Origin of the sequence: Winogradskyella ouciana, assembly GCF_965284585.1 — a bacterium.
In the GTDB taxonomy this organism is placed as follows: Bacteria; Bacteroidota; Bacteroidia; order Flavobacteriales; family Flavobacteriaceae; genus Winogradskyella; species Winogradskyella ouciana.
Genome location: NZ_OZ260095.1, coordinates 250,022 through 273,560 on the forward strand (window position 1 = coordinate 250,022; position 23,539 = coordinate 273,560).

Annotated in this window: 7 protein-coding genes and 1 pseudogene; 2 read left to right on the top strand and 6 right to left on the bottom strand. The window is 39.9% G+C overall.

Annotated features, from left to right (window positions below):
* Positions 1–48: 48 nt before the first annotated feature.
* From ACQ65V_RS01110 to ACQ65V_RS01125, 4 genes and pseudogenes are all read right to left on the bottom strand, one after another.
* Positions 49–2,028 carry an OmpA family protein gene (locus ACQ65V_RS01110; protein WP_430466568.1) on the bottom strand — a complete coding sequence of 660 codons (1,980 nt, stop codon included), beginning with the start codon at positions 2,026–2,028 and terminating at the stop codon, positions 49–51.
* A gap of 10 nt (positions 2,029–2,038) precedes the next feature.
* Entirely contained in the window at positions 2,039–2,965 is a 927-nt protein-coding gene (locus tag ACQ65V_RS01115) for a PorP/SprF family type IX secretion system membrane protein (RefSeq protein ID WP_273290487.1), read from the bottom strand.
* Between the two features lie 34 nt (positions 2,966–2,999).
* Positions 3,000–6,275 (bottom strand): DUF7507 domain-containing protein, encoded by a 3,276-nt coding sequence (locus ACQ65V_RS01120; protein WP_430468603.1) that lies wholly within the window; start codon positions 6,273–6,275, stop codon positions 3,000–3,002.
* Positions 6,276–6,347: 72 nt separating this feature from the next.
* Positions 6,348–16,028 (bottom strand): annotated as a pseudogene (locus ACQ65V_RS01125) (DUF7507 domain-containing protein); the annotation flags it as partial.
* Positions 16,029–16,474: 446 nt separating this feature from the next.
* Here ACQ65V_RS01125 and ACQ65V_RS01130 point away from each other — a divergent pair.
* Together ACQ65V_RS01130 and ACQ65V_RS01135 are read left to right on the top strand one after the other, a co-directional pair.
* The gene (locus ACQ65V_RS01130) at positions 16,475–18,064 is read left to right on the top strand and encodes a peptide chain release factor 3 (protein WP_155088607.1); all 1,590 of its coding nucleotides are present in this window, start codon (positions 16,475–16,477) and stop codon (positions 18,062–18,064) included.
* 140 nt (positions 18,065–18,204) lie between these two features.
* Positions 18,205–18,435, top strand: coding sequence for a (4Fe-4S)-binding protein (locus tag ACQ65V_RS01135; protein ID WP_155088606.1), 231 nt, complete (start codon positions 18,205–18,207; stop codon positions 18,433–18,435).
* A 251-nt stretch (positions 18,436–18,686) separates the two neighbouring features.
* On the opposite strand, the gene ACQ65V_RS01140 is transcribed toward ACQ65V_RS01135, so the two are convergent.
* Both ACQ65V_RS01140 and rpoC read right to left on the bottom strand, forming a co-directional pair.
* On the bottom strand, positions 18,687–19,004 hold the full coding sequence (locus ACQ65V_RS01140) for a DUF3467 domain-containing protein (protein WP_155088605.1): 318 nt from the start codon (positions 19,002–19,004) through the stop codon (positions 18,687–18,689).
* 230 nt (positions 19,005–19,234) lie between these two features.
* Positions 19,235–23,536, bottom strand: coding sequence for a DNA-directed RNA polymerase subunit beta' (gene rpoC, locus ACQ65V_RS01145; protein ID WP_430466569.1), 4,302 nt, complete (start codon positions 23,534–23,536; stop codon positions 19,235–19,237).
* Positions 23,537–23,539: the final 3 nt, after the last annotated feature.

Genomic DNA, 23,539 nt, shown 5'->3' on the forward strand with positions numbered 1-23,539 from the left:
GTTTAAAAAAATTAAACGGCTATTTCGATATTTTATCAAATTTATAGTTTAGTCTTTATCGTCACAAGATTTACCATTAATACTTGTAATAATAAATTCACTACGTCTGTTTAATTGATGTTCTTCTTCAGAACAACTAGATTCGTTTGTAGGTTCACAACCACAATCGTTTACCAATCTAGATTCGCCATAACCTTTTGCTGTTAAACGATCTTCAGAAATGCCATTATCCAATAAATACTGGCGCGTAGATTGTGCTCTATTTTCTGAAAGTGTTTCATTGTAAGCCATAGTACCTCTACAATCGGTATGCGAACGAATATCAATTGTCATCGTTGGGTATTTGTTCAATACAGCCAACACTTTCTGTAATTCGATTTCGGCATCATATCTAATGTTGTATTTATCGAAGTCGAAATAAATGATTGGAATATCCAATATCTTAGCTAAATCATCGCATGGATTGATTTCCTGTACATCTTTATCCAATAACAACTGCATCTGTAATTCTTGCTTTTTCTTTGGCGTGGTAAAACGTTTTTCGTCAGAAATATACGTTTCCTTTTCACCTCTAATTAAGTATTCCATTTCGCACTCTAGCTCAAACTCAAAAGCCGCATCTTTACCAACGGTCTTACGCTTTAGCTCATTACCTTCACCGTCAAATAAAATAACCGTCGCATTTGGTATCAACTCATCTGTCTTTTTATCTTGAACAGTACCCACAACAAGTTGTTCACATTCTGGAACTTCAAAGGTGTAGATATCATCACTTCCTTTTCCTCCTTCTCTATTAGAACTAAAGTAAACACGCTTTGTAACTAAATTTTCATAGTATCCAAAATCGTCTGCAGCACTATTAACCGGCTTTCCTATATTTTCTATCGGGAAATTTCTGTTTGAACCTTGAGCTACTTTTTGATCTAACCCTTCTGACTTAAAGACATCCAACCCACCTAAACCTGGAAATCCAGTTGAAGAATAGAATAAATTACCACTTGTGTCCATAAACGGAAATGATTCTTGCCCTTCAGTATTAATTGATGGTCCTAAATTTTCAGGTTCACCTAGCGTACCATCGTCATTGACATCAACAACGAAAATATCAGATTGCCCAAAAGTACCAGGCATGTCTGATGCAAAGTACAAACGAGAACCAGTAAGGTTTAAAGCAGGATGTGCCACACTATAATCTTCACTATTAAAATGAATTTTGTGAATTTCATCCCAAGTTCCATCTTCACTTAAAGTCGCTCTGTATAATTGTAGTCTATTAATACCAGAATCATCTTCCTTATATTTTAATCTGAAGAAATTATTTCTGGTAAAGAACATATACCTCCCATTTGGTGAAAATACAGCACTAGACTCATGAAATTTTGTATTTACTTTACCATCAATTTCTTTTACTTCACCAAAACCATTTTCTGTTTTTTCTACTGAATATAAATCTAAGTATGGTTCTTCATTCCAACGGTATTTACGTCCTCCACCTCTAGCTGAAGCAAATATAATTCCGTTTTCATATTCCGTTGTACCAAAGTCTGAAAACTCTGTATTGATTTCAAGGTTTTGAGGCTCTATATCCTCTCTACTTGCTTCTTCAATATTAGATCTATAATCTACTCTTGAAAGAAATGCTTTTCCCCTTAAATCATCTGGTTTCAACTCGTGAAACTTTTTCATCCATTTGTCTGACTCTTCATAGTTCTTAATACCTTTAAGAGCTAAAGCATATCTAAAATAGTACTCAGGATCTATGACTTCATTAAGCTCCATTAACTCACCATACCATTTCGCGGCATTTTCCATATCATTTAGAAAATAATATGAATTGGCTAACTTCTGAAAAAGATCAACGGACTTATAGCCCTTATTGGCAACCTCGAGAAGAACTTCGCTAGTTTTAACATAAGCGAAATCTCTATAGTCATCTTGTACGCTTTTAATTTTTCCTTCTTGAGCATAAGCAGTTAAAGCAAATAATCCTGCAAATACTAAACATATATATCTTGTAATTGTTCTCATAGTCCTATTTTTAGAAGAAACGTGGTGATAAAATTCTACCTAATCGCTTAATTTCGAATCTTAAAGTTATTTCGTGAGTTCCGCTATTGTAATTATTCAATCCTGTTGTCGTTAAGTCATAACCATAACCAATAAACATTCCTGGTGTCGCCTGGAACCCTACTAATGCACTAAATGAATCATCCCATCTCCAAGCTAAACCAGCTGTAAGATTCTTTTTATACCAAAAGTTCGCTGAGACATCCGCAATAAGTGGAGCACCTGATACACCTTTTACTAAAAAAGCTGGTTTTAATTCTAAGGTTTCACTAAGATTAAATACATATCCACCTATAGCATAAAAATGCATTCGCTCTGTGGCTACAGATTCCTGAAAATCGTCATAATGTTCTGTCTCTAAAAAATTAGGAACAGCTAAACCTAGGTACCATTTTCTGGTATGCATATATAAACCTGCACCCACCATTGGTGAAATTAAGTTTAGATTATTATTGAACACAACATCTGGATCTTGAAAGCGTCCCTTGCTCCAATCCGTATCTAACATATGTACACCACCTTTAACACCAAAGGACAATTTTAAGTCATTAGCGTTTAATGGTATTGTATATGAAAAGTTTGCATCGACAAAGGTTTCTCTTGCTGGTCCTAAGGCATCACTTACAATATTAAGACCCAATCCAACGCGTTCATTTCGCAAAGGTGAATGAATCCCTAAAGATTGTGTTTGAGGCGCACCATCAATTCCAACCCATTGGGATCTATGTAAACCTACTACGCTCAACGTTTCTCGTTGACCAGCATATGCTGGGTTAACACTTAGCGTATTGTACATATAATGTGTGTACTGAGGATCTTGCTGTGCAGAACTATTAGCACTAAGTAGTATAAATACTAAAACTATTAATCCTTTTATTATTGATGATTTATGTATCATTTTAATGTATTTTATAATTCAGTGTTAATTAGTCTTATCTATTGATGTATAACCATCCTACTCTTGGTTCTGAGCCATCACCTAGGTCAAGTACATAATAATATGTTCCCACTGGTAATTTATCAGATTGATTAATTACAGCTCTACCATTAGAAGTACCATCCCAATCATTTAAGTAACCATTCTTAGTATATACTATGTTACCCCATCTATTATAAACTTCTAACTTGTTGTTAGGGAATCGCTCTAAACAATCAATTACAAATGTTTCATTGACACCATCACCATTTGGTGAGAATTCGTTGTAAATTGTTAAACATATAGGATCGACAGCTGCAGTATCTTCATCGTTACTTGGATTAACATCTGTTCCGCCATCAGCATTGAGGACAAACACAGTATTTGCATAATCTCCAATACCTAAAACTTCTACTGTAATCTGAAGTATTTCAACCTGATCTGGATCTAGTTGTCCTACAGTCCATTCACCATCTAGCTCTGAATAAGTTCCAGCTGTGGTAATGGCCGACACAAACACGTATCCACTTGGTATTTGTTCACTAATAACAACATTCGTAGCAGTAACATTACCAATATTTGCAACTTCAATTGTAAATATGACTTCATCACCAACGACTGGTTGTAATTCATCTACAACTTTATCAACTTCTAAATCAAAAATTGAATTTACAAATGTAACCGTTGGGTCATCTGGTTCTCCATCACCATTGTCATCATTATTACTATTATCATTAGGATCATCACTAGTATCAATTACATCATCTGATGCATCACCTGGATCACCTCCTGGTGCTTCACTACTAACCGTAGCTGAATTCGTAACAAATCCTGTATCTAAATCAGCTTGAGTTATTTGATAAGTAGCTGTAAAAGTCGTACTATCAATCTCACCTGGTAAAAGCTGAGCTATAGGTCCGCCCATCAATGTCAGTCCTGGCAAAGCATCTTGTACATCTATATTAGTTAATGTAAGATTACCTGTATTCTCAACAATAAATACATATGAAATAATATCATCGATACTTCCTGCTATCCCATCTCCATTAGTATCTTCTAACGGTAAAGTTGTTTTAATTAAATTAATACTTGGATTAGGAGGAATTATAGTCACCGTTGGATCATCCTCTATGTTACCATCGGTATCATCATCGTCATCACTCGTGTCATTTACCGTTGTTCCCGCTGGACTGTCTCCACTAGCTACTACGCTATTCTGGAAACCACCTGCATCCACTGCATCTTGTTGAACTATATAAGTTGCTTCGTAAGTAGCTGTTTCACCAACTTGTAATGTGCCTTCTGCACTTCCCGCATCCGAACTTACAAAGGTTGGTCCTGAAGCTAAGGTCAATGTATTCCCATTGGCATCTGTGAATGTATCAACAATACCTACGCTATCCAAGGTTACATTACCTGTATTGGTTACAGTTATTGTATAGGTCATCTCATCTCCTAATGAAGCTCCTACTGGTGCCACATCATTTGTGATCATTACAGTTTTAACCGTCTCAATACTTGGATCCTCTAATATGATAGTCACAGTTGGATCATCCTCGGTGTTACCATCGGTATCATCATCGTCATCACTCGTGTCATTTACCGTTGTTCCCGCTGGACTGTCTCCACTAGCTACTACGCTATTCTGGAAACCACCTGCATCCACTGCATCTTGTTGAACTATATAAGTTGCTTCATAAGTTGCTGTTTCACCAACCTGTAATGTGCCTTCTGCACTTCCCGCATCCGAACTTACAAAGGTTGGTCCTGAAGCTAAGGTCAATGTATTCCCATTGGCATCTGTGAATGTATCAACAATACCTACGCTATCCAAGGTTACATTACCTGTATTGGTTACAGTTATTGTATAGGTCATCTCATCTCCTAATGAAGCTCCTACTGGTGCCACATCATTTGTGATCATTACAGTTTTAACCGTCTCAATACTTGGATCCTCTAATATGATAGTCACAGTTGGATCATCCTCGGTGTTACCATCGGTATCATCATCGTCATCACTCGTGTCATTTACCGTTGTTCCCGCTGGACTGTCTCCACTAGCTACTACGCTATTCTGGAAACCACCTGCATCCACTGCATCTTGTTGAACTATATAAGTTGCTTCGTAAGTAGCTGTTTCACCAACTTGTAATGTGCCTTCTGCACTTCCCGCATCCGAACTTACAAAGGTTGGTCCTGAAGCTAAGGTCAATGTATTCCCATTGGCATCTGTGAATGTATCAACAATACCTACATTATCCAAGGTTACATTACCTGTATTGGTTACAGTTATTGTATAGGTCATCTCATCTCCTAATGAAGCTCCCGCTGGTGCTACATCATTTGTGATCGCTACAGTTTTTACAGCTTCTATGCTCGCGTTCGGTGCAATGTCAAATGGCGTCACATCATTGGTCGGATCCGCATCGTTGTTGTCACCATTGACATCGTCAAGGTCCGCTGTCTCTTCATTCGCCGGATCTAATACTGCAGTTCCATCGGCTTCAGTACCTGTATCAGATACATCACTTACATCATTAATATTGCCTGGTGAACTCGCCGTAACATCAGCAGTGTTCTCAATACCGCCAGCATCAACATCACTCTGTAATATGGTATAACTTGCTGAACAAGTCGCACTCTCGCCTGGTAATAGAATTGCTGTGATACATGTCACAGTACCTACTATTGGATCATTAATTGTAATTCCCGTTAGGGTTACGTTACCTGTGTTGGTCACCGTGAAGCTATAGTTTACAATATCGTCAACTAAACCTGTTCCACCTGCTGGTGTAACACTTGATATGCTTTTGATCAATTCTATGCTCGGGTTAGGTGCTATATCGAATGGCGTCACGTCATTCGTTGGATCCGCATCATTGTTATCCCCATTGACATCGTCAAGGTCATCGGTCTCTTCGTTAGCCGGGTCTACCACAGTAGTACCGTCAGCTTCTGTACCTGTATCCGATACGTCAGTAACGTCATCGGTGTTGCCCGGTGAACTCGCCGTAACATCAGCGGTGTTCTCTATTCCACCTGCATCAATGTCATTTTGCGTAATAATATAAGTCGCTAAACAATTTGTACTCTCACCTGGTGCCAAATTCGTTGCTACACATGTTACCGTGCCCACAACAGGGTCGTTCACCGTAATGCCCGTTAGAGTCACGTTACCCGTGTTTGTCACCGTGAAGCTGTAATTGATTATATCTCCAATTAAACCAGTTCCACCAGATGGAATTACACTTGCTACACTCTTGATAAGTTCGATGCTCGGTGATGCAAAAATTACGGTCTCCGTTGGATCATCTTCTGTGTTGCCATCGGTATCGTCACCATCATCACTGGTATCATTTACCGTTGTTCCCGCTGGACTGTCCCCACTAGCTACTACACTATTCTGGAAGCCACCTGCATCAACTGCATCTTGTTCAATTATATAAGTTGCTTCATAAGTTGCTGTTTCACCAACCTGTAATGTGCCTTCTGCACTTCCCGCATCCGAACTTACAAAGGTTGGTCCCGAAACAAAGGTCAACGTATTTCCATTGGCATCTGTGAATGTATCAACGATACTTACACTATCTAAGGTCACATTACCCGTGTTAGTCACTGTGATTGTATAAGTCATCTCGTCCCCTAAGCTCGCACCTACCGGTGCTACATCATTAGTTATCGCTACAGTCTTGACCGTCTCGATACTTGGGTTCTCTGGAATCGTCGTATCCGTTGGATCGTCCGTTCCTGGTGTAACTGCTGGATCATCACTATCGTCCGTTACTGGATTACCGCTTGGGTCATCACTATCGGCTATCGCCTGATTCGTTACTATACCTGCATCGATATCGGCCTGGGTGATCGCATAGGTCGCTGTGTAAACTATCGTTCCGGTACCTACTACCATATCTTCCAGGTCGGCTTCTCCGTCTTCGTCACTTCCTCCACTGACATAGGTCGGTGTTGGTAAGGTCCCCGTTCCCGTAAAGTCCGCGGCGTCTTCTGTCACACTAACATCAAATAAGGTCGTGTTGCCCGTGTTGGTTACTGTATAGGTGTAGGTAATGATATCCCCTACACTGGCTATTCCATCAACTCCTAGGTCTAAACTACTGGTCTTCTCTATAGCGATGCTTGCTGCCTGTGGAATCGTCGTATCTGTTGGATCGTCTGTTCCTGGTGTAACTGCTGGATCATCACTATCGTCCGTTACTGGATTACCGCTTGGGTCATCACTATCGGCTATCGCCTGATTCGTTACTATACCTGCATCGATATCCGCCTGAGTGATCGCATAGGTCGCTGTGTAAACTATCGTTCCGGTACCTACTACCATATCTTCCAGGTCGGCTTCTCCGTCTTCGTCACTTCCTCCACTGACATAGGTCGGTGTTGGTAAGGTCCCCGTTCCCGTAAAGTCCGCGGCGTCTTCTGTCACACTAACATCAAATAAGGTCGTGTTGCCCGTGTTGGTCACTGTATAGGTGTAGGTAATGATATCCCCTACACTGGCTATTCCATCAACTCCTAGGTCTAAACTACTGGTCTTCTCTATAGCGATGCTTGCTGCCTGTGGAATCGTCGTATCCGTTGGATCGTCCGTTCCTGGTGTAACTGCTGGATCATCACTATCGTCCGTTACTGGATTACCGCTTGGGTCATCACTATCGGCTATCGCCTGATTCGTTACTATACCTGCATCGATATCCGCCTGAGTGATCGCATAGGTCGCTGTGTAAACTATCGTTCCGGTACCTACTACCATATCTTCCAGGTCGGCTTCTCCGTCTTCGTCACTTCCTCCACTGACATAGGTCGGTGTTGGTAAGGTCCCCGTTCCCGTAAAGTCCGCGGCGTCTTCTGTCACACTAACATCAAATAAGGTCGTGTTGCCCGTGTTGGTCACTGTATAGGTGTAGGTAATGATATCCCCTACACTGGCTATTCCATCAACTCCTAGGTCTAAACTACTGGTCTTCTCTATAGCGATGCTTGCTGCCTGTGGAATCGTCGTATCCGTTGGATCGTCCGTTCCTGGTGTAACTGCTGGATCATCACTATCGTCCGTTACTGGATTACCGCTTGGGTCATCACTATCGGCTATTGCCTGGTTCGTTACGATACCTGCATCGATATCGGCCTGGGTGATCGCATAGGTCGCTGTGTAAACTATCGTTCCGGTACCTACTACCATATCTTCCAGGTCAGCTTCTCCGTCTTCGTCACTTCCTCCACTGACATAGGTCGGTGTTGGTAAGGTCCCCGTTCCCGTAAAGTCCGCTGCGTCTTCTGTCACACTAACATCAAATAAGGTCGTGTTACCCGTGTTGGTTACTGTATAGGTATAGGTAATGATGTCTCCTACACTGGCTATTCCATCAACTCCTAGGTCTAAACTACTGGTCTTCTCTATAGCGATGCTTGCTGCCTGTGGAATCGTTGTATCTGTTGGATCGTCTGTTCCTGGTGTAACTGCTGGATCATCACTATCGTCCGTTACTGGATTACCGCTTGGGTCATCACTATCGGCTATCGCCTGGTTCGTTACGATACCTGCATCGATATCGGCCTGGGTGATCGCATAGGTCGCTGTGTAAACTATCGTTCCGGTACCTACTACCATATCTTCTAAGTCGGCTTCTCCGTCTTCGTCTGTTCCTCCACTAACATAGGTCGGTGTTGGTAAGGTCCCCGTTCCCGTAAAGTCCGCTGCGTCTTCTGTCACACTAACATCAAATAAGGTCGTGTTGCCCGTGTTGGTTACTGTATAGGTATAGGTAATGATGTCTCCTACACTGGCTATTCCATCAACTCCTAGGTCTAAACTACTGGTCTTCTCTATAGCGATGCTTGCTGCCTGTGGAATCGTCGTATCTGTTGGATCGTCTGTTCCTGGTGTAACTGCTGGATCATCACTATCGTCCGTTACTGGATTACCGCTTGGGTCATCACTATCGGCTATCGCCTGATTCGTTACTATACCTGCATCGATATCGGCCTGGGTGATCGCATAGGTCGCTGTGTAAACTATCGTTCCGGTACCTACTACCATATCTTCCAGGTCGGCTTCTCCGTCTTCGTCCGTGCCTCCACTGACATAGGTCGGTGTCGGTAAGGTGCCCGTTCCCGTAAAGTCCGCGGCGTCTTCTGTCACACTAACATCAAATAAGGTCGTGTTGCCCGTGTTGGTTACTGTATAGGTATAGGTAATGATGTCTCCTACACTGGCTATTCCATCAACTCCTAGGTCTAAACTACTGGTCTTCTCTATAGCGATGCTTGCTGCCTGTGGAATCGTCGTATCTGTTGGATCGTCTGTTCCTGGTGTAACTGCTGGATCATCACTATCGTCCGTTACTGGATTACCGCTTGGGTCATCACTATCGGCTATCGCCTGATTCGTTACGATACCTGCATCGATATCGGCCTGGGTGATCGCATAGGTCGCTGTGTAAACTATCGTTCCGGTACCTACTACCATATCTTCCAGGTCGGCTTCTCCGTCTTCGTCACTTCCTCCACTGACATAGGTCGGTGTTGGTAAGGTCCCCGTTCCCGTAAAGTCCGCGGCGTCTTCTGTCACACTAACATCAAATAAGGTCGTGTTGCCCGTGTTGGTTACTGTATAGGTGTAGGTAATGATATCCCCTACACTGGCTATTCCATCAACTCCTAGGTCTAAACTACTGGTCTTCTCTATAGCGATGCTTGCTGCCTGTGGAATCGTCGTATCCGTTGGATCGTCTGTTCCTGGTGTAACTGCTGGATCATCACTATCGTCCGTTACTGGATTACCGCTTGGGTCATCACTATCGGCTATCGCCTGATTCGTTACTATACCTGCATCGATATCGGCCTGGGTGATCGCATAGGTCGCTGTGTAAACTATCGTTCCGGTACCTACTACCATATCTTCCAGGTCGGCTTCTCCGTCTTCGTCCGTGCCTCCACTGACATAGGTCGGTGTCGGTAAGGTGCCCGTTCCCGTAAAGTCCGCTGCGTCTTCTGTGACGCTCACATCAAATAAGGTCGTGTTGCCCGTGTTGGTCACCGTATAGGTATACGTTATTATGTCACCCGGTGTGGCGATGCCGTCAACTCCTAGGTCCAGACTACTGGTCTTCTCTATGGCGATGCTTGCTGCCTGTGGGATCGTCGTATCCGTTGGATCGTCCGTTCCGGTTGGATCTGCTGGATCATCACTATCGTCCGTTACTGGATTACCGCTTGGGTCATCACTATCGGCTATCGCCTGATTCGTTACTATACCTGCATCGATATCCGCCTGAGTGATCGCATAGGTCGCTGTGTAAACTATCGTTCCGGTACCTACTACCATATCTTCCAGGTCGGCTTCTCCGTCTTCGTCACTTCCTCCACTGACATAGGTCGGTGTTGGTAAGGTCCCCGTTCCCGTAAAGTCCGCGGCGTCTTCTGTCACACTAACATCAAATAAGGTCGTGTTACCCGTGTTGGTTACTGTATAGGTATAGGTAATGATGTCTCCTACACTGGCTATTCCATCAACTCCTAGGTCTAAACTACTGGTCTTCTCTATAGCGATGCTTGCTGCCTGTGGAATCGTCGTATCTGTTGGATCGTCTGTTCCTGGTGTAACTGCTGGATCATCACTATCGTCCGTTACTGGATTACCGCTTGGGTCATCACTATCGGCTATCGCCTGATTCGTTACGATACCTGCATCGATATCGGCCTGGGTGATCGCATAGGTCGCTGTGTAAACTATCGTTCCGGTACCTACTACCATATCTTCCAGGTCGGCTTCTCCGTCTTCGTCACTTCCTCCACTGACATAGGTCGGTGTTGGTAAGGTCCCCGTTCCCGTAAAGTCCGCGGCGTCTTCTGTCACACTAACATCAAATAAGGTCGTGTTGCCCGTGTTGGTTACTGTATAGGTGTAGGTAATGATATCCCCTACACTGGCTATTCCATCAACTCCTAGGTCTAAACTACTGGTCTTCTCTATAGCGATGCTTGCTGCCTGTGGAATCGTCGTATCTGTTGGATCGTCTGTTCCTGGTGTAACTGCTGGATCATCACTATCGTCCGTTACTGGATTACCGCTTGGGTCATCACTATCGGCTATTGCCTGGTTCGTTACTATACCTGCATCGATATCGGCCTGGGTGATCGCATAGGTCGCTGTGTAAACTATCGTTCCGGTACCTACTACCATATCTTCCAGGTCGGCTTCTCCGTCTTCGTCCGTGCCTCCACTGACATAGGTCGGTGTCGGTAAGGTGCCCGTTCCCGTAAAGTCCGCTGCGTCTTCTGTGACGCTCACATCAAATAAGGTCGTGTTGCCCGTGTTGGTCACCGTATAGGTATACGTTATTATGTCACCCGGTGTGGCGATGCCGTCAACTCCTAGGTCCAGACTACTGGTCTTCTCTATGGCGATGCTTGCTGCCTGTGGGATCGTCGTATCCGTTGGATCGTCCGTTCCGGTTGGATCTGCTGGATCATCACTATCGTCCGTTACTGGATTGCCGCTTGGGTCATCACTATCGGCTATCGCCTGGTTCGTTACGATACCTGCATCGATATCGGCCTGGGTGATCGCATAGGTCGCTGTGTAGACTATCGTCCCTGCGCCAACTGCCATATCTTCCAGGTCGGCTTCTCCGTCTTCGTCCGTGCCTCCACTGACATAGGTCGGTGTCGGTAAGGTGCCCGTTCCCGTAAAGTCCGCTGCGTCTTCTGTGACGCTCACATCAAATAAGGTCGTGTTGCCCGTGTTGGTCACCGTATAGGTATACGTTATTATGTCACCCGGTGTGGCGATGCCGTCAACTCCTAGGTCCAGACTACTGGTCTTCTCTATGGCGATAACCGGACAAACATTACTATTTAATGTTATAGGGTTATTTGAAACGGCTAAACATGCTGGTGTTGATTGGTATCTTACTGCAGGCGTATATGTATTTGGAGGTAAATTATTAAAAACATTTGATGTTTGCCAAGGTCCTGCAGCACCATTAATACTATACTCAATTGTTCCTCCTCCATTATCTGTTGCGTCAATTGTTATTGATCCTTCATTATCTGGACATGTTGGTTGTACAGCACTAGTTGTAGGTTCTATTGTAGGTGGAGGAATTAAAAATGCTGGATCATACATCACAAATACCTTACCGTCTCCTCCATCACCTGAAGATGAGTTTCTAAATCTAATTCTAAATCCGTATATATCAGTTCCTGATGTTACAAAAGCGGTTAATGGGTATATACTCATTTCAATATTTTGACCAGGGAAGTTGGCCGCATCTACTTGAATGCCAGTATCTATATAAGTACCCGTAGAAGTAACAACCAATGCACCTATAGGGTTTCCTGTTGCATCTAATGCCTGGATTCTGTATGAATTATTACCATTACGTTCTGAGGCTACCATATATCTATTAGCTGCAGCTGCAATTGGAGCATCGTACATAAAGTCAACAAAATCAACTGGGTCAATATTGTTATCTGTAGATAAGTAATTCGTTAAATCTCTATCTCTGTAGGCATCTAATAGTTCTGGATCAAATATCGCTGGTCCATCAGTAATATTGGCACCTAAAGTACCCATATCATATATATATTGATTTGCAGCAGCTGGATTTGCAAACGAATAATTTACTGTAGAAGGCACATAAAAACCTGAGAAAGGGTTTGGCTCACCAGTTACGGTGACCGAATTTAATACTGCGCCAGCAGTACCTCCTGTTCCCGTTATATCAAAAGTTACATCACCTGACGCCAATGGTGCTGTTGGATTGCCTGTCGGAATCGCATCATTACAAGCATCATCACTACATTCTGTTGGTGCCGTGAAAACAGCAGTATCTGTAAATGTACATGTTGGAGCATCTGAAAATGCTGCTGTTAAAGAAACATCATTGCCATTAGCCGAAAAAACAATATCATTAAATGTATGTGGTGATGTTAATCCTACTGCTGAAACTGATGCTGTACCATCACCTGTTAAATCTAAAGTACCAGTACCTGGAGACCCATCAAAAGTTACTGTGATATCAGCTGTAAACGTGTCATCTGAAATGTCACTTGGTGTTCCATTGTTATTACAAGCGGTTATATCTGATGCTGTTATTGCAGTTATATTAAATCCTGAGTCCTCCAATGTAATTGGATTAATAGACTCAGCTAAACAAGTTGGCGTAGATTGATATCTTACTGCTGGAGTATATGTTCCTGGAGTTAGGTTGTTAAATACATTTGATGTTTGCCACGGCCCTGCAGCACCATTAACACTATATTCTATTGTTCCGCCTCCATTATCTGTGGCATCAATAGTTATCGATCCCAAATTTGTTGGGCATGTTGGTTGAACCGCACTTGTTGTTGCCTCTATTGTTGGTGGAGGAGTTAAAAAAGCAGGATCATATAAAACGAATACTTTTCCATCGCCTGCATCACCTGATGATGAATTTCTGAATCTAATTCTAAATCCATAAATATCACTACCTGATGGCACAAATGCTGTTAGAGGATAAATACTTGCTTCAGCATTTTCACCTGGGAAATTAGTAGGGTCTACCTGTACACCTGTATCAATATAAGTTGCTACCGATGTTGTTCTTTCTGTTCCGATTGGGTTGCCGGCAGCATCTAGGGCTTGGATTCTATAAGAAATATTTCCATCTCTTTCTGTCGCAACCATATACCTGTTGGCTGCAGATGTAATAGGGGCATCATATCTTATTAGCACAAAATCACCTGGTACAATTCCTGGCGCAACACTATTATCGGCAGAAAAATAATTAGTTAATTCTTTATTTGCATATGACTCTAACAATTCTGCGTTAAATATGGCTGGAGTATCATTAATATTAGAGCCCAAAACCCCCATATTATACATATATTGGTTGGTCTGTGCTGGAATAGCGAATTGATATTCTACAGTAGATGGCTCATAAATACCTGTAAAAGGATTTGGTTCACCAGAAACACTTATAGAATTTAAAAATGCTCCGGCCGTACCACCAGTACCTGTGATATTGAATGTAACATCTCCAGATGCTAGTGGTGCCGTTGGACTACCTGTAGGAATTACATCCGGACAAGCATCGTCACTACACTCAAATGGTGCTGTAAAAACATTAGCATTGTTTAAAGTACATGATGTATCGGCTGAGAATGTAGCTGTTAAATCTATATCCCTACCATCTGCAGGTAAAACTACATCTACAAAAGTGTGTGGTGAGGTTAAACCAACTGCCGAGACAGTAGCTGTACCATCTCCTGTTAAATCTAACGTACCCGTTGTTGGCGCATTAGTAAACGTTACGGTAATATCTGCTGTAAAGGTATCATCTGTTAAAACTGATGGTGTACTATTATCGCTACAAGCATCAATGTTTGACGCTGTAATTGAAGAAATATTACACGGATCAATTATTTCAATTGTTACATCTGCTGTATCACAGATAGAATTATCAACATCTAAACAAATTGTATATTCGACAGTATATGTTCCGGCAGTACTACCTGCAGGAACATTTATTGTCCCGTCCGTATTAATGGTTACCCCTGTAAGTCCTCCATCGTTACTTATATTTATATTGTCATCAATATTTGCATCCGTAGCAGCAACACCATCTGCTTCATCAATGCCATTTCCATTATCTGCAAAGACGCTTGGTGTAGTTCCTCCTGTAACAGCATCAAATGGTGTTGTGCTAAAATCATCATCCAATGCCAAAATTGTTGGCTGAGATCCACAAAGTTCCACTGTTGCAGGTATAACACATTCAAATACATTTCCTGTACCAGTTGTAAGTCCACCTGTACTTCCACTTGTAATATGCCCAACAAAACAAATTGAACCTCCACCAGCTCTATTGAAAAAGGTGGTGGCATGACCACCAACACTTACAAATACAGGATCATCTGTACCATCATTGAAAGAAGGTGGAATAGTTGGATCTTGTATAACTGCATTGCCTCCTTGGCCTATTGAGTTATTATTATTCCATCCCCAAGTATAAATTCTATTGGTATCTGAAGGTGTAGGTCCTTCAGTTAGCACAGCTGCCGCAGCCCATTCTTCTGAAGTATGAGAAGTTGAAAGTTGAATAGCTCCTGTAAAATCACTACCAGAACCATCTTGTATAGCAGTCCACGAAGTGACAAAACCTGAGCCTGTAGTTATTAATTCAGCAAGCGTATTATCTCCTACCCCATATACCTTTGTATCAGTACCTAATAACAATAGACCTGTATCTCCATCATTATGCGTGAATGATGAAATCTCCTTAACCGGAGCTGGAGGTGCCGTCATTAAAGTTGCGTAGTCTAAATTTTGTGCAGCAGTACCATCACCAATGACCACGTTGTCTCCCCAAGTATAAATGTCTCCATTAGACATTAGTGCATATCCTGCATATTTATTACCCGTAACATTTTCTACTCCTGTTAAAGGAACTCCTAGTGATGTCTGAACCTGTTGCCAGATATTTCCGTTAGTACTCGCATTACCGTTGGGAGCTGTAGCACCAGTGGTTGCAACCCACACTTCACCTGCACTAACTACAAATAAAACATCTGAACTCGCATGCATTTGCGTAATATCAGCAGCGTTGAATGGTAGCGTTTGGGTAGCATTCATATCGTTAAACGCCAACCCAGATACAAAATCTCCATCAACAACTTCACCAACTCCTCCCCAAGCATATAAGCTAACTGTTGTAGCTAAAAATGCTTGACCATCACTATTTCCAGAAAGCGCAAAATGTAAAGGTGTCCCTGAATAGGTGTAACCGTTTGCTGGAGTAACCTCGGTTAGAGTTGTGGCATTACCACCACTAGAATCCATATCTTCTCCCCAAGCTACAATACCTGTTGTTGTTTTTGCCATAGATTGATGATAAGAAGTCATCAACACATCTGTTTCTGGACTAAACACACCGTCTTCATTAATAGTAGGACAATTTTGCCCTGGCAATTTAACGGTAGTAAATAGAAGGAGCAGTAAAACAATAAACAGTAAATGCTTTTGCGAGAATCGGGTAGAGATTTTCATAGTATTATATAGTTGATGTATAATTCAATTTTATATATAAAATGACAGGTCACACTTGTCGATAAAGTGCAAATATATTCGATAAAGTGTAAAAAACAAATTTTATGTAAGATTATTCGTTATAAAAATGAACATCTTATTATCTAATTTCATTATTAAGACACTTATCTATCATTTTACCCTATGCTATATTTGGTATAGGTCAAAAAAATTAGCGGCTTCAATAGCCTTTTAAACAATGTTTTATAAAAATTATGGGAAGAGATTTGCTATTAATCAACTTCCGTTAGTAAGAAAATTTCTCTTAAAATTTTCTTAAGGCAAAATTAAGAAAAAGATTCAAATCTTTTTTTAATCCTTACGTAATTATATACATATTGGTTTTTAATAACAATAAATTAATATAATAATCATAGTATATTTGCAGCCGCCTTCAATTAGATAATATGAGTTTTATTAAAGAAATAAATAGACGACGTACCTTTGGAATTATATCCCATCCTGATGCTGGTAAAACAACCCTTACCGAAAAATTACTACTATTTGGTGGCGCCATACAAGAAGCAGGTGCTGTAAAAAGCAATAAGATAAAAAAAGGTGCCACGAGCGATTTTATGGAAATTGAGCGTCAGCGTGGTATTTCTGTTGCTACTTCTGTATTGGCATTTGAATATGACGGTATAAAGATTAACATTCTTGATACGCCCGGACACAAAGATTTTGCCGAAGATACATTTAGAACCTTAACTGCAGTAGACAGCGTTATCGTAGTCATTGATGTTGCCAAGGGTGTAGAGGAACAAACCGAAAAACTGGTTGAAGTTTGTCGTATGCGAAACATACCGATGATAGTCTTCATTAACAAGCTAGACCGTGAAGGTAAAGATGCTTTTGATCTTTTGGATGAGGTTGAACAAAAACTAGGTTTAAGGGTAACACCGCTTAGTTTTCCTATTGGTATGGGTTACGATTTTAAGGGTATATATAATATATGGGAAAATAACATCAATTTATTTAGCGGAAATAGCAGAAAAGATATTGAAGAAACCATTGAGGTTAATGATATAACTTCTTCAGACCTTAATACGTTAATTGGAGATAAAGCTGCAAACACATTAAGAGATGAGATAGAACTTGTTAAAGGTATTTATCCAAAATTTAATAAAGAACAATATTTGAACGGTGACTTACAACCCGTTTTTTTTGGGTCTGCCTTAAACAACTTTGGGGTTAGAGAGTTATTGGATTGCTTTGTGGAAATTGCACCAAAACCAAGACCTAAACAAAGTGAAGAACGGTTAATTAAGCCCGAGGAAGACAAATTTACGGGGTTTGTGTTTAAGATTCATGCGAATATGGACCCTAACCATAGAAATCGACTAGCATTCGTTAAGATTGTTTCGGGTGAATTTAAACGAAATACTCCATATTTACATGTTAGACACAACAAGAAACTTAAATTTTCTAGTCCTAATGCTTTTTTTGCCGAGAAAAAAGAAATTGTAGATATCTCTTATCCTGGAGATATTGTGGGTTTACAAGACACAGGTAATTTTAAAATTGGAGATACACTCACCGAAGGGGAAATCATTAATTACAAAGGTGTTCCTAGTTTTTCCCCTGAGCACTTTAGATATATCAATAATGCTGACCCAATGAAAGCAAAGCAGCTTTACAAAGGTATAGATCAATTAATGGACGAAGGTGTAGCCCAATTATTTACCTTAGATTATAATGGAAGAAAGGTTATAGGTACTGTTGGTGCGCTTCAATATGAAGTCATTCAATATAGACTTGAGCATGAGTATGGTGCCAAATGTACTTATGAAAACCTAAACGTACATAAAGCCTGTTGGGTACAAACGGATAATGAAAAAAGTGAGGAATTTAAGGAGTTCCTAAGAGTAAAGCAACGTTACCTAGCAAGAGACAAGCAAAATCAGTTGGTATTTTTAGCAGATTCAATGTTTTCATTGCAAATGACCCAACAAAAATATCCGAGTATTACCTTTCATATGACCTCAGAGTTTGAATAAAACATCTATGCATTTCATCGAATGGATGTTAAAAAAACAGTATTTAGTCGAGGTTATTTGTTTTTTATCGATATTTTGATTACTCTTGAACTGCAATATTTACTTTAATTTAAGATTAACCCCAAACTAATCTACTTATTATGGATATAAATGCAAACGTTTTCAGTAACGAAGACATTACCGTTACTTACCAACCCAATTGTTGTGCAAATGCAGGCATTTGCCTTTTACAACTCTCTGAAGTATTTAGAAACTCTGTTATTCCGTGGATTGATTTAGATGGTGCTAATACAGATGCCATCATTTGTCAGATAGATAAATGTCCATCGGGTGCTTTAAAGTATCATTTAAACAAAAAGAAGGTTGCTTAAAAAATTGAAGCAACTAAAAAGCCCTTTGAATTAAATTCAAAGGGCTTTTTAGTTGATAGAGTACTCAATTTTATATTAAAATTTATTTTAAGCACTTTAAGGCTATAAATCCATACAAACTTACAATCATAAATAGTGATTTTAAAAACACTTTAAAACGTACTTAAAGTAAATCAATTGTAATTGACAAAAACTATTAAATATAAATTTATTATATATTTTAAAAATAGTTAGTTTTTAACTTTGAAATATTACGCTTGACCAGTAGGTCCGAAATTCAAGGGAATCGGTGGTTGCTCGTAATCTTTGATTTCACCATGGGCCTTCTCAAAACGTTTTACATTATCTCCTAGTGCTTTTAATAAGCGCTTTGCATGTTGTGGTGTTAATATAATTCGAGATTTAACCTTACTCTTTGGAGTTCCAGGCATTATACTTACAAAATCAACTACAAATTCTGAAACCGAATGGTTGATTATAGCTAAGTTAGAGTATGTACCCTCAGCTACCTTCTCATCTAATTCTATGTTTATCTGTCCTTTTTTAGGATTCTTTTTTTCTTCTGCCATTGAAATTTTATTTTTCATTCCCATGAAAATGGGAATCTTATTATTTATTTAATACCTATCAGGTTTTTGAAACCTAACAGGGAAGTTAAACTAAAAAGCCTTCAATCTTTAAAGAATGAAGGCTTTTATTTTATGGTAATATCTCAGTGATTGAGATCCCGAAGCAAGTTCGGGATAAATTCGGCCAACAAAATTCACTGTGCCTTCGGCTTGTAAATTTTGGGTCTCATTTAATTAAAGTTCATCTCTTCCTTAGCTTTCATCATTTCGTCGAATTCCTCTTTAGAACCTACAATGATGCTATCGTATTCTCTAACACCTGTACCAGCAGGTATTCTATGTCCTACAATTACATTTTCTTTAAGTCCTTCAAGAGTATCTACCTTACCATTTACCGCTGCTTCGTTAAGAACTTTAGTTGTTTCTTGGAACGATGCCGCAGATATAAACGATTTGGTTTGTAATGACGCTCTGGTAATACCTTGTAATATTGGCGTAGCTGTTGCAGGTTGTGCGTCTCTAGCCGTTACAAGGTTCTTATCTTCTCTTCTTAGGATTGAGTTTTCATCTCTAAGTTGTCTTACAGAAATAATCTGACCAGATTTTAAGTTCTCAGAATCACCTGCTTCTTCCACCACTTTCATACCGAAAATTTTATCGTTTTCTTCAATGAAATCTGATTTATGTACCAATTGGTTTTCTAAAAAGATGGTATCACCAGAATCTATAATTCTAACTTTACGCATCATCTGTCTTACAACTACCTCGAAATGTTTATCATTAATTTTTACACCTTGTAAACGATAAACTTCTTGTACTTCGTTCACTAAATATTGCTGAACCGCAGACGGGCCTTTAATGTTTAATATATCGTTAGGTGTTATTGAGCCATCAGATAAAGGCATACCAGCTTTTACATAATCATTTTCCTGTACAAGAATTTGATTAGATAATTTCACCAAGTATTTCTTTATTTCTCCTAGTTTAGACTCTATAATGATTTCGCGATTACCACGTTTAATCTTACCGAATGATACCACACCGTCAATCTCACTAACTACAGCAGGATTTGAAGGGTTACGAGCTTCAAACAATTCCGTTACACGTGGAAGACCACCAGTAATATCCCCTGCTTTTGCAGATTTACGAGGAATCTTTACTAAAATCTTACCGATTTCAATTTTATCTCCATCATCGATCATAATATGTGCCCCAACTGGTAAGTTGTAAGAACGTATAGTTTCTCCTTTCTTATCTTCAATCAATAACGTTGGAATCAACTTCTTGTTTCTAGATTCTGAAATTACTTTCTCCTGGAAACCTGTTTGTTCATCAATCTCTACCTGATAGGTTACACCTTGCTCAATGTTTTCATATCTCACCTTACCGGCAAATTCTGAAATAATTACACCGTTGTAAGGATCCCATTGACAGATTACATCACCTTTTTTCACTTTAGCTCCTGGCTTCACAAATATGTGAGAACCATAAGGAATATTGTTGGTACTTAAAACAATACCTGTCTTGGCATCTACAAGTTTCAGTTCTGAAGTTCTAGAGATTACAACATCTACTTCGTTACCATCATTATCTTTAGACTTAACAGTTTTTAAATCTTCTATTTCAGCAATACCATCAAACTTAACAGTCAATTTATTCTCTTCAGAAATGTTACCTGCAATACCACCTACGTGGAATGTACGCAGCGTTAACTGTGTTCCTGGTTCACCAATAGATTGTGCAGCAACTACACCAACAGCTTCACCACGTTGTACCATCTTACCTGTAGCAAGATTACGTCCATAACAATTTACACAGATACCTTTCTTGGCCTCACATGTTAATGGCGAACGAACCTCAATAGATTCTACAGCTGAATTACCTATTCGCTTAGCGATGACATCATTAATATGTCCACCAGCTTCAACAATCAGCTCTTCTGTTAGTGGGTCATAAACATCATTTAACGATGTTCTACCAACTATTCTAGCTTCTAGAGTTTCAACGATTTCTTCATTTTTCTTAAGTGCAGAAACCTCAATACCTCTTAATGTACCACAATCCTCTTCGTAAACGATGACATCTTGTGAAACATCTACTAGACGACGCGTTAAGTAACCAGCATCCGCCGTTTTAAGAGCCGTATCTGCAAGACCTTTACGCGCACCGTGAGTAGAAATAAAGTATTCTAAAATTGAAAGTCCTTCCTTAAAGTTAGATAAAATCGGGTTTTCAATAATCTCGCCACCACCAGCATTCGATTTTTTAGGCTTAGCCATTAAACCACGCATACCAGTTAACTGACGAATCTGCTCCTTAGATCCACGAGCACCAGAGTCTAGCATCATAAACACCGAGTTAAACCCTTGTTGATCCTCACGAATACGCTTCATGGATAATTCTGTCAATTCAGCATTTGTAGATGTCCAGATATCAATAACTTGGTTATAACGTTCATTGTTGGTAATAAGTCCCATGTTATAGTTACCCATAATACCATCAACCTGCTTGTTTGCAGAATCAATCATTGTTTGCTTTTCTTGTGGTATGATAATATCACCTAAACTAAATGATAATCCACCTTGGAATGCAAACTTATATCCTAATGTTTTAATCTCATCTAAGAATTCCGCTGTTTCAGGAACAGAAGTTACTTTAAGAATATTACCAATAATATCTCTTAAAGATTTCTTGGTTAGTACCTCATTAATGTATCCAGCTGCTTCAGGTACTTTTTCGTTGAAAAGCACACGACCAACAGTTGTTTCAATAATTTGAGTTGTTAATTCACCCTCTTCATTGAAGTCTTTAGTTCTTACTTTAATACCAGCGTTAAGGTCTACTTTTTTCTCGTTGTAAGCAATAGTTACTTCTTCTGGAGAATAGAATGTTAGACCCTCACCTTTAACCGTATAATCCTTATCAGTCTTACGTAGCTTAGTCATATAATAAAGACCAAGTACCATATCCTGGGATGGAACCGTTACTGGTGAGCCATTTGCTGGGTTCAATATGTTATGAGAAGCTAACATTAAAAGTTGTGCTTCTAAAATTGCCTCTGGTCCTAACGGTAAATGCACAGCCATTTGGTCACCATCGAAATCGGCATTAAATGCAGTACACACTAATGGGTGTAACTGGATTGCCTTACCTTCGATAAGTTTAGGCTGGAATGCCTGAATACCAAGTCTGTGTAATGTAGGAGCACGGTTTAGTAATACTGGATGTCCTTTAAGAACATTCTCTAAGATATCCCAAACTACAGGCTCTTTTCTATCTATAATTTTCTTTGCAGATTTTACTGTCTTTACAATACCTCTTTCAATTAGTTTTCTAATGATGAAAGGCTTATAAAGTTCTGCTGCCATATTTTTTGGCAATCCACATTCAAATAACTTTAATTCTGGTCCAACAACAATTACCGAACGTGCAGAGTAATCAACACGCTTACCAAGTAAGTTCTGACGGAAACGTCCTTGCTTACCTTTAAGTGAATCTGATAACGATTTAAGTGGTCTGTTAGAATCTGTTTTTACTGCTGATGACTTACGTGTGTTATCAAATAATGAATCTACTGATTCTTGTAACATACGCTTTTCATTACGTAAAATTACCTCTGGTGCTTTTATCTCAACTAATCTTTTAAGACGATTGTTACGGATAATTACACGACGATACAAATCATTTAAATCTGAAGTTGCGAAACGACCACCATCTAAAGGTACTAAAGGTCTTAATTCTGGTGGAATTACAGGCACAGCCTTCATGATCATCCACTCTGGTCTGTTCTCTCTATTCTCGTTAGACTCTCTAAACGCTTCAACAACTTGAAGACGTTTTAATGCTTCCGTTTTACGCTGCTTAGAAGTTTCGTTATTTGCTTTGTGTCTTAAATCATACGACAATTGATCTAAATCAATACGAGATAATAATTCAATTAAACACTCAGCTCCCATTTTAGCGATAAACTTGTTTGGGTCTGAATCTTCTAAATATTGGTTTTCTTGTGGAAGTGTTTCAAGAATGTTTAAGTATTCTTCTTCCGTTAAGAAATCCATTTTTTGAACTGGTTCTCCTTCAGCATTTACAGCAGTACCTGGTTGAATAACCACATAACGCTCGTAATAGATGATCATATCTAATTTCTTAGATGGTAATCCTAATAAGTAACCAATTTTGTTTGGTAACGAACGGAAATACCAAATATGAGCAACCGGCACAACTAAGTTGATGTGACCTACTCTATCTCTACGTACTTTCTTTTCTGTTACTTCTACACCACAACGGTCACAAACAATACCTTTGTAGCGAATTCTTTTATATTTACCACAAGCACACTCAAAATCCTTTACAGGACCAAAAATACGCTCACAGAACAAACCATCTCGTTCTGGTTTGTGAGTTCGATAATTAATAGTTTCTGGCTTTAATACTTCACCACGAGATGCTGCTAAAACAGATTCAGGTGATGCTAAACCGATAGAAATTTTGTTAAACTTCTGTACTGTATTCTTATCTTGTCTTCTTGCCATTTT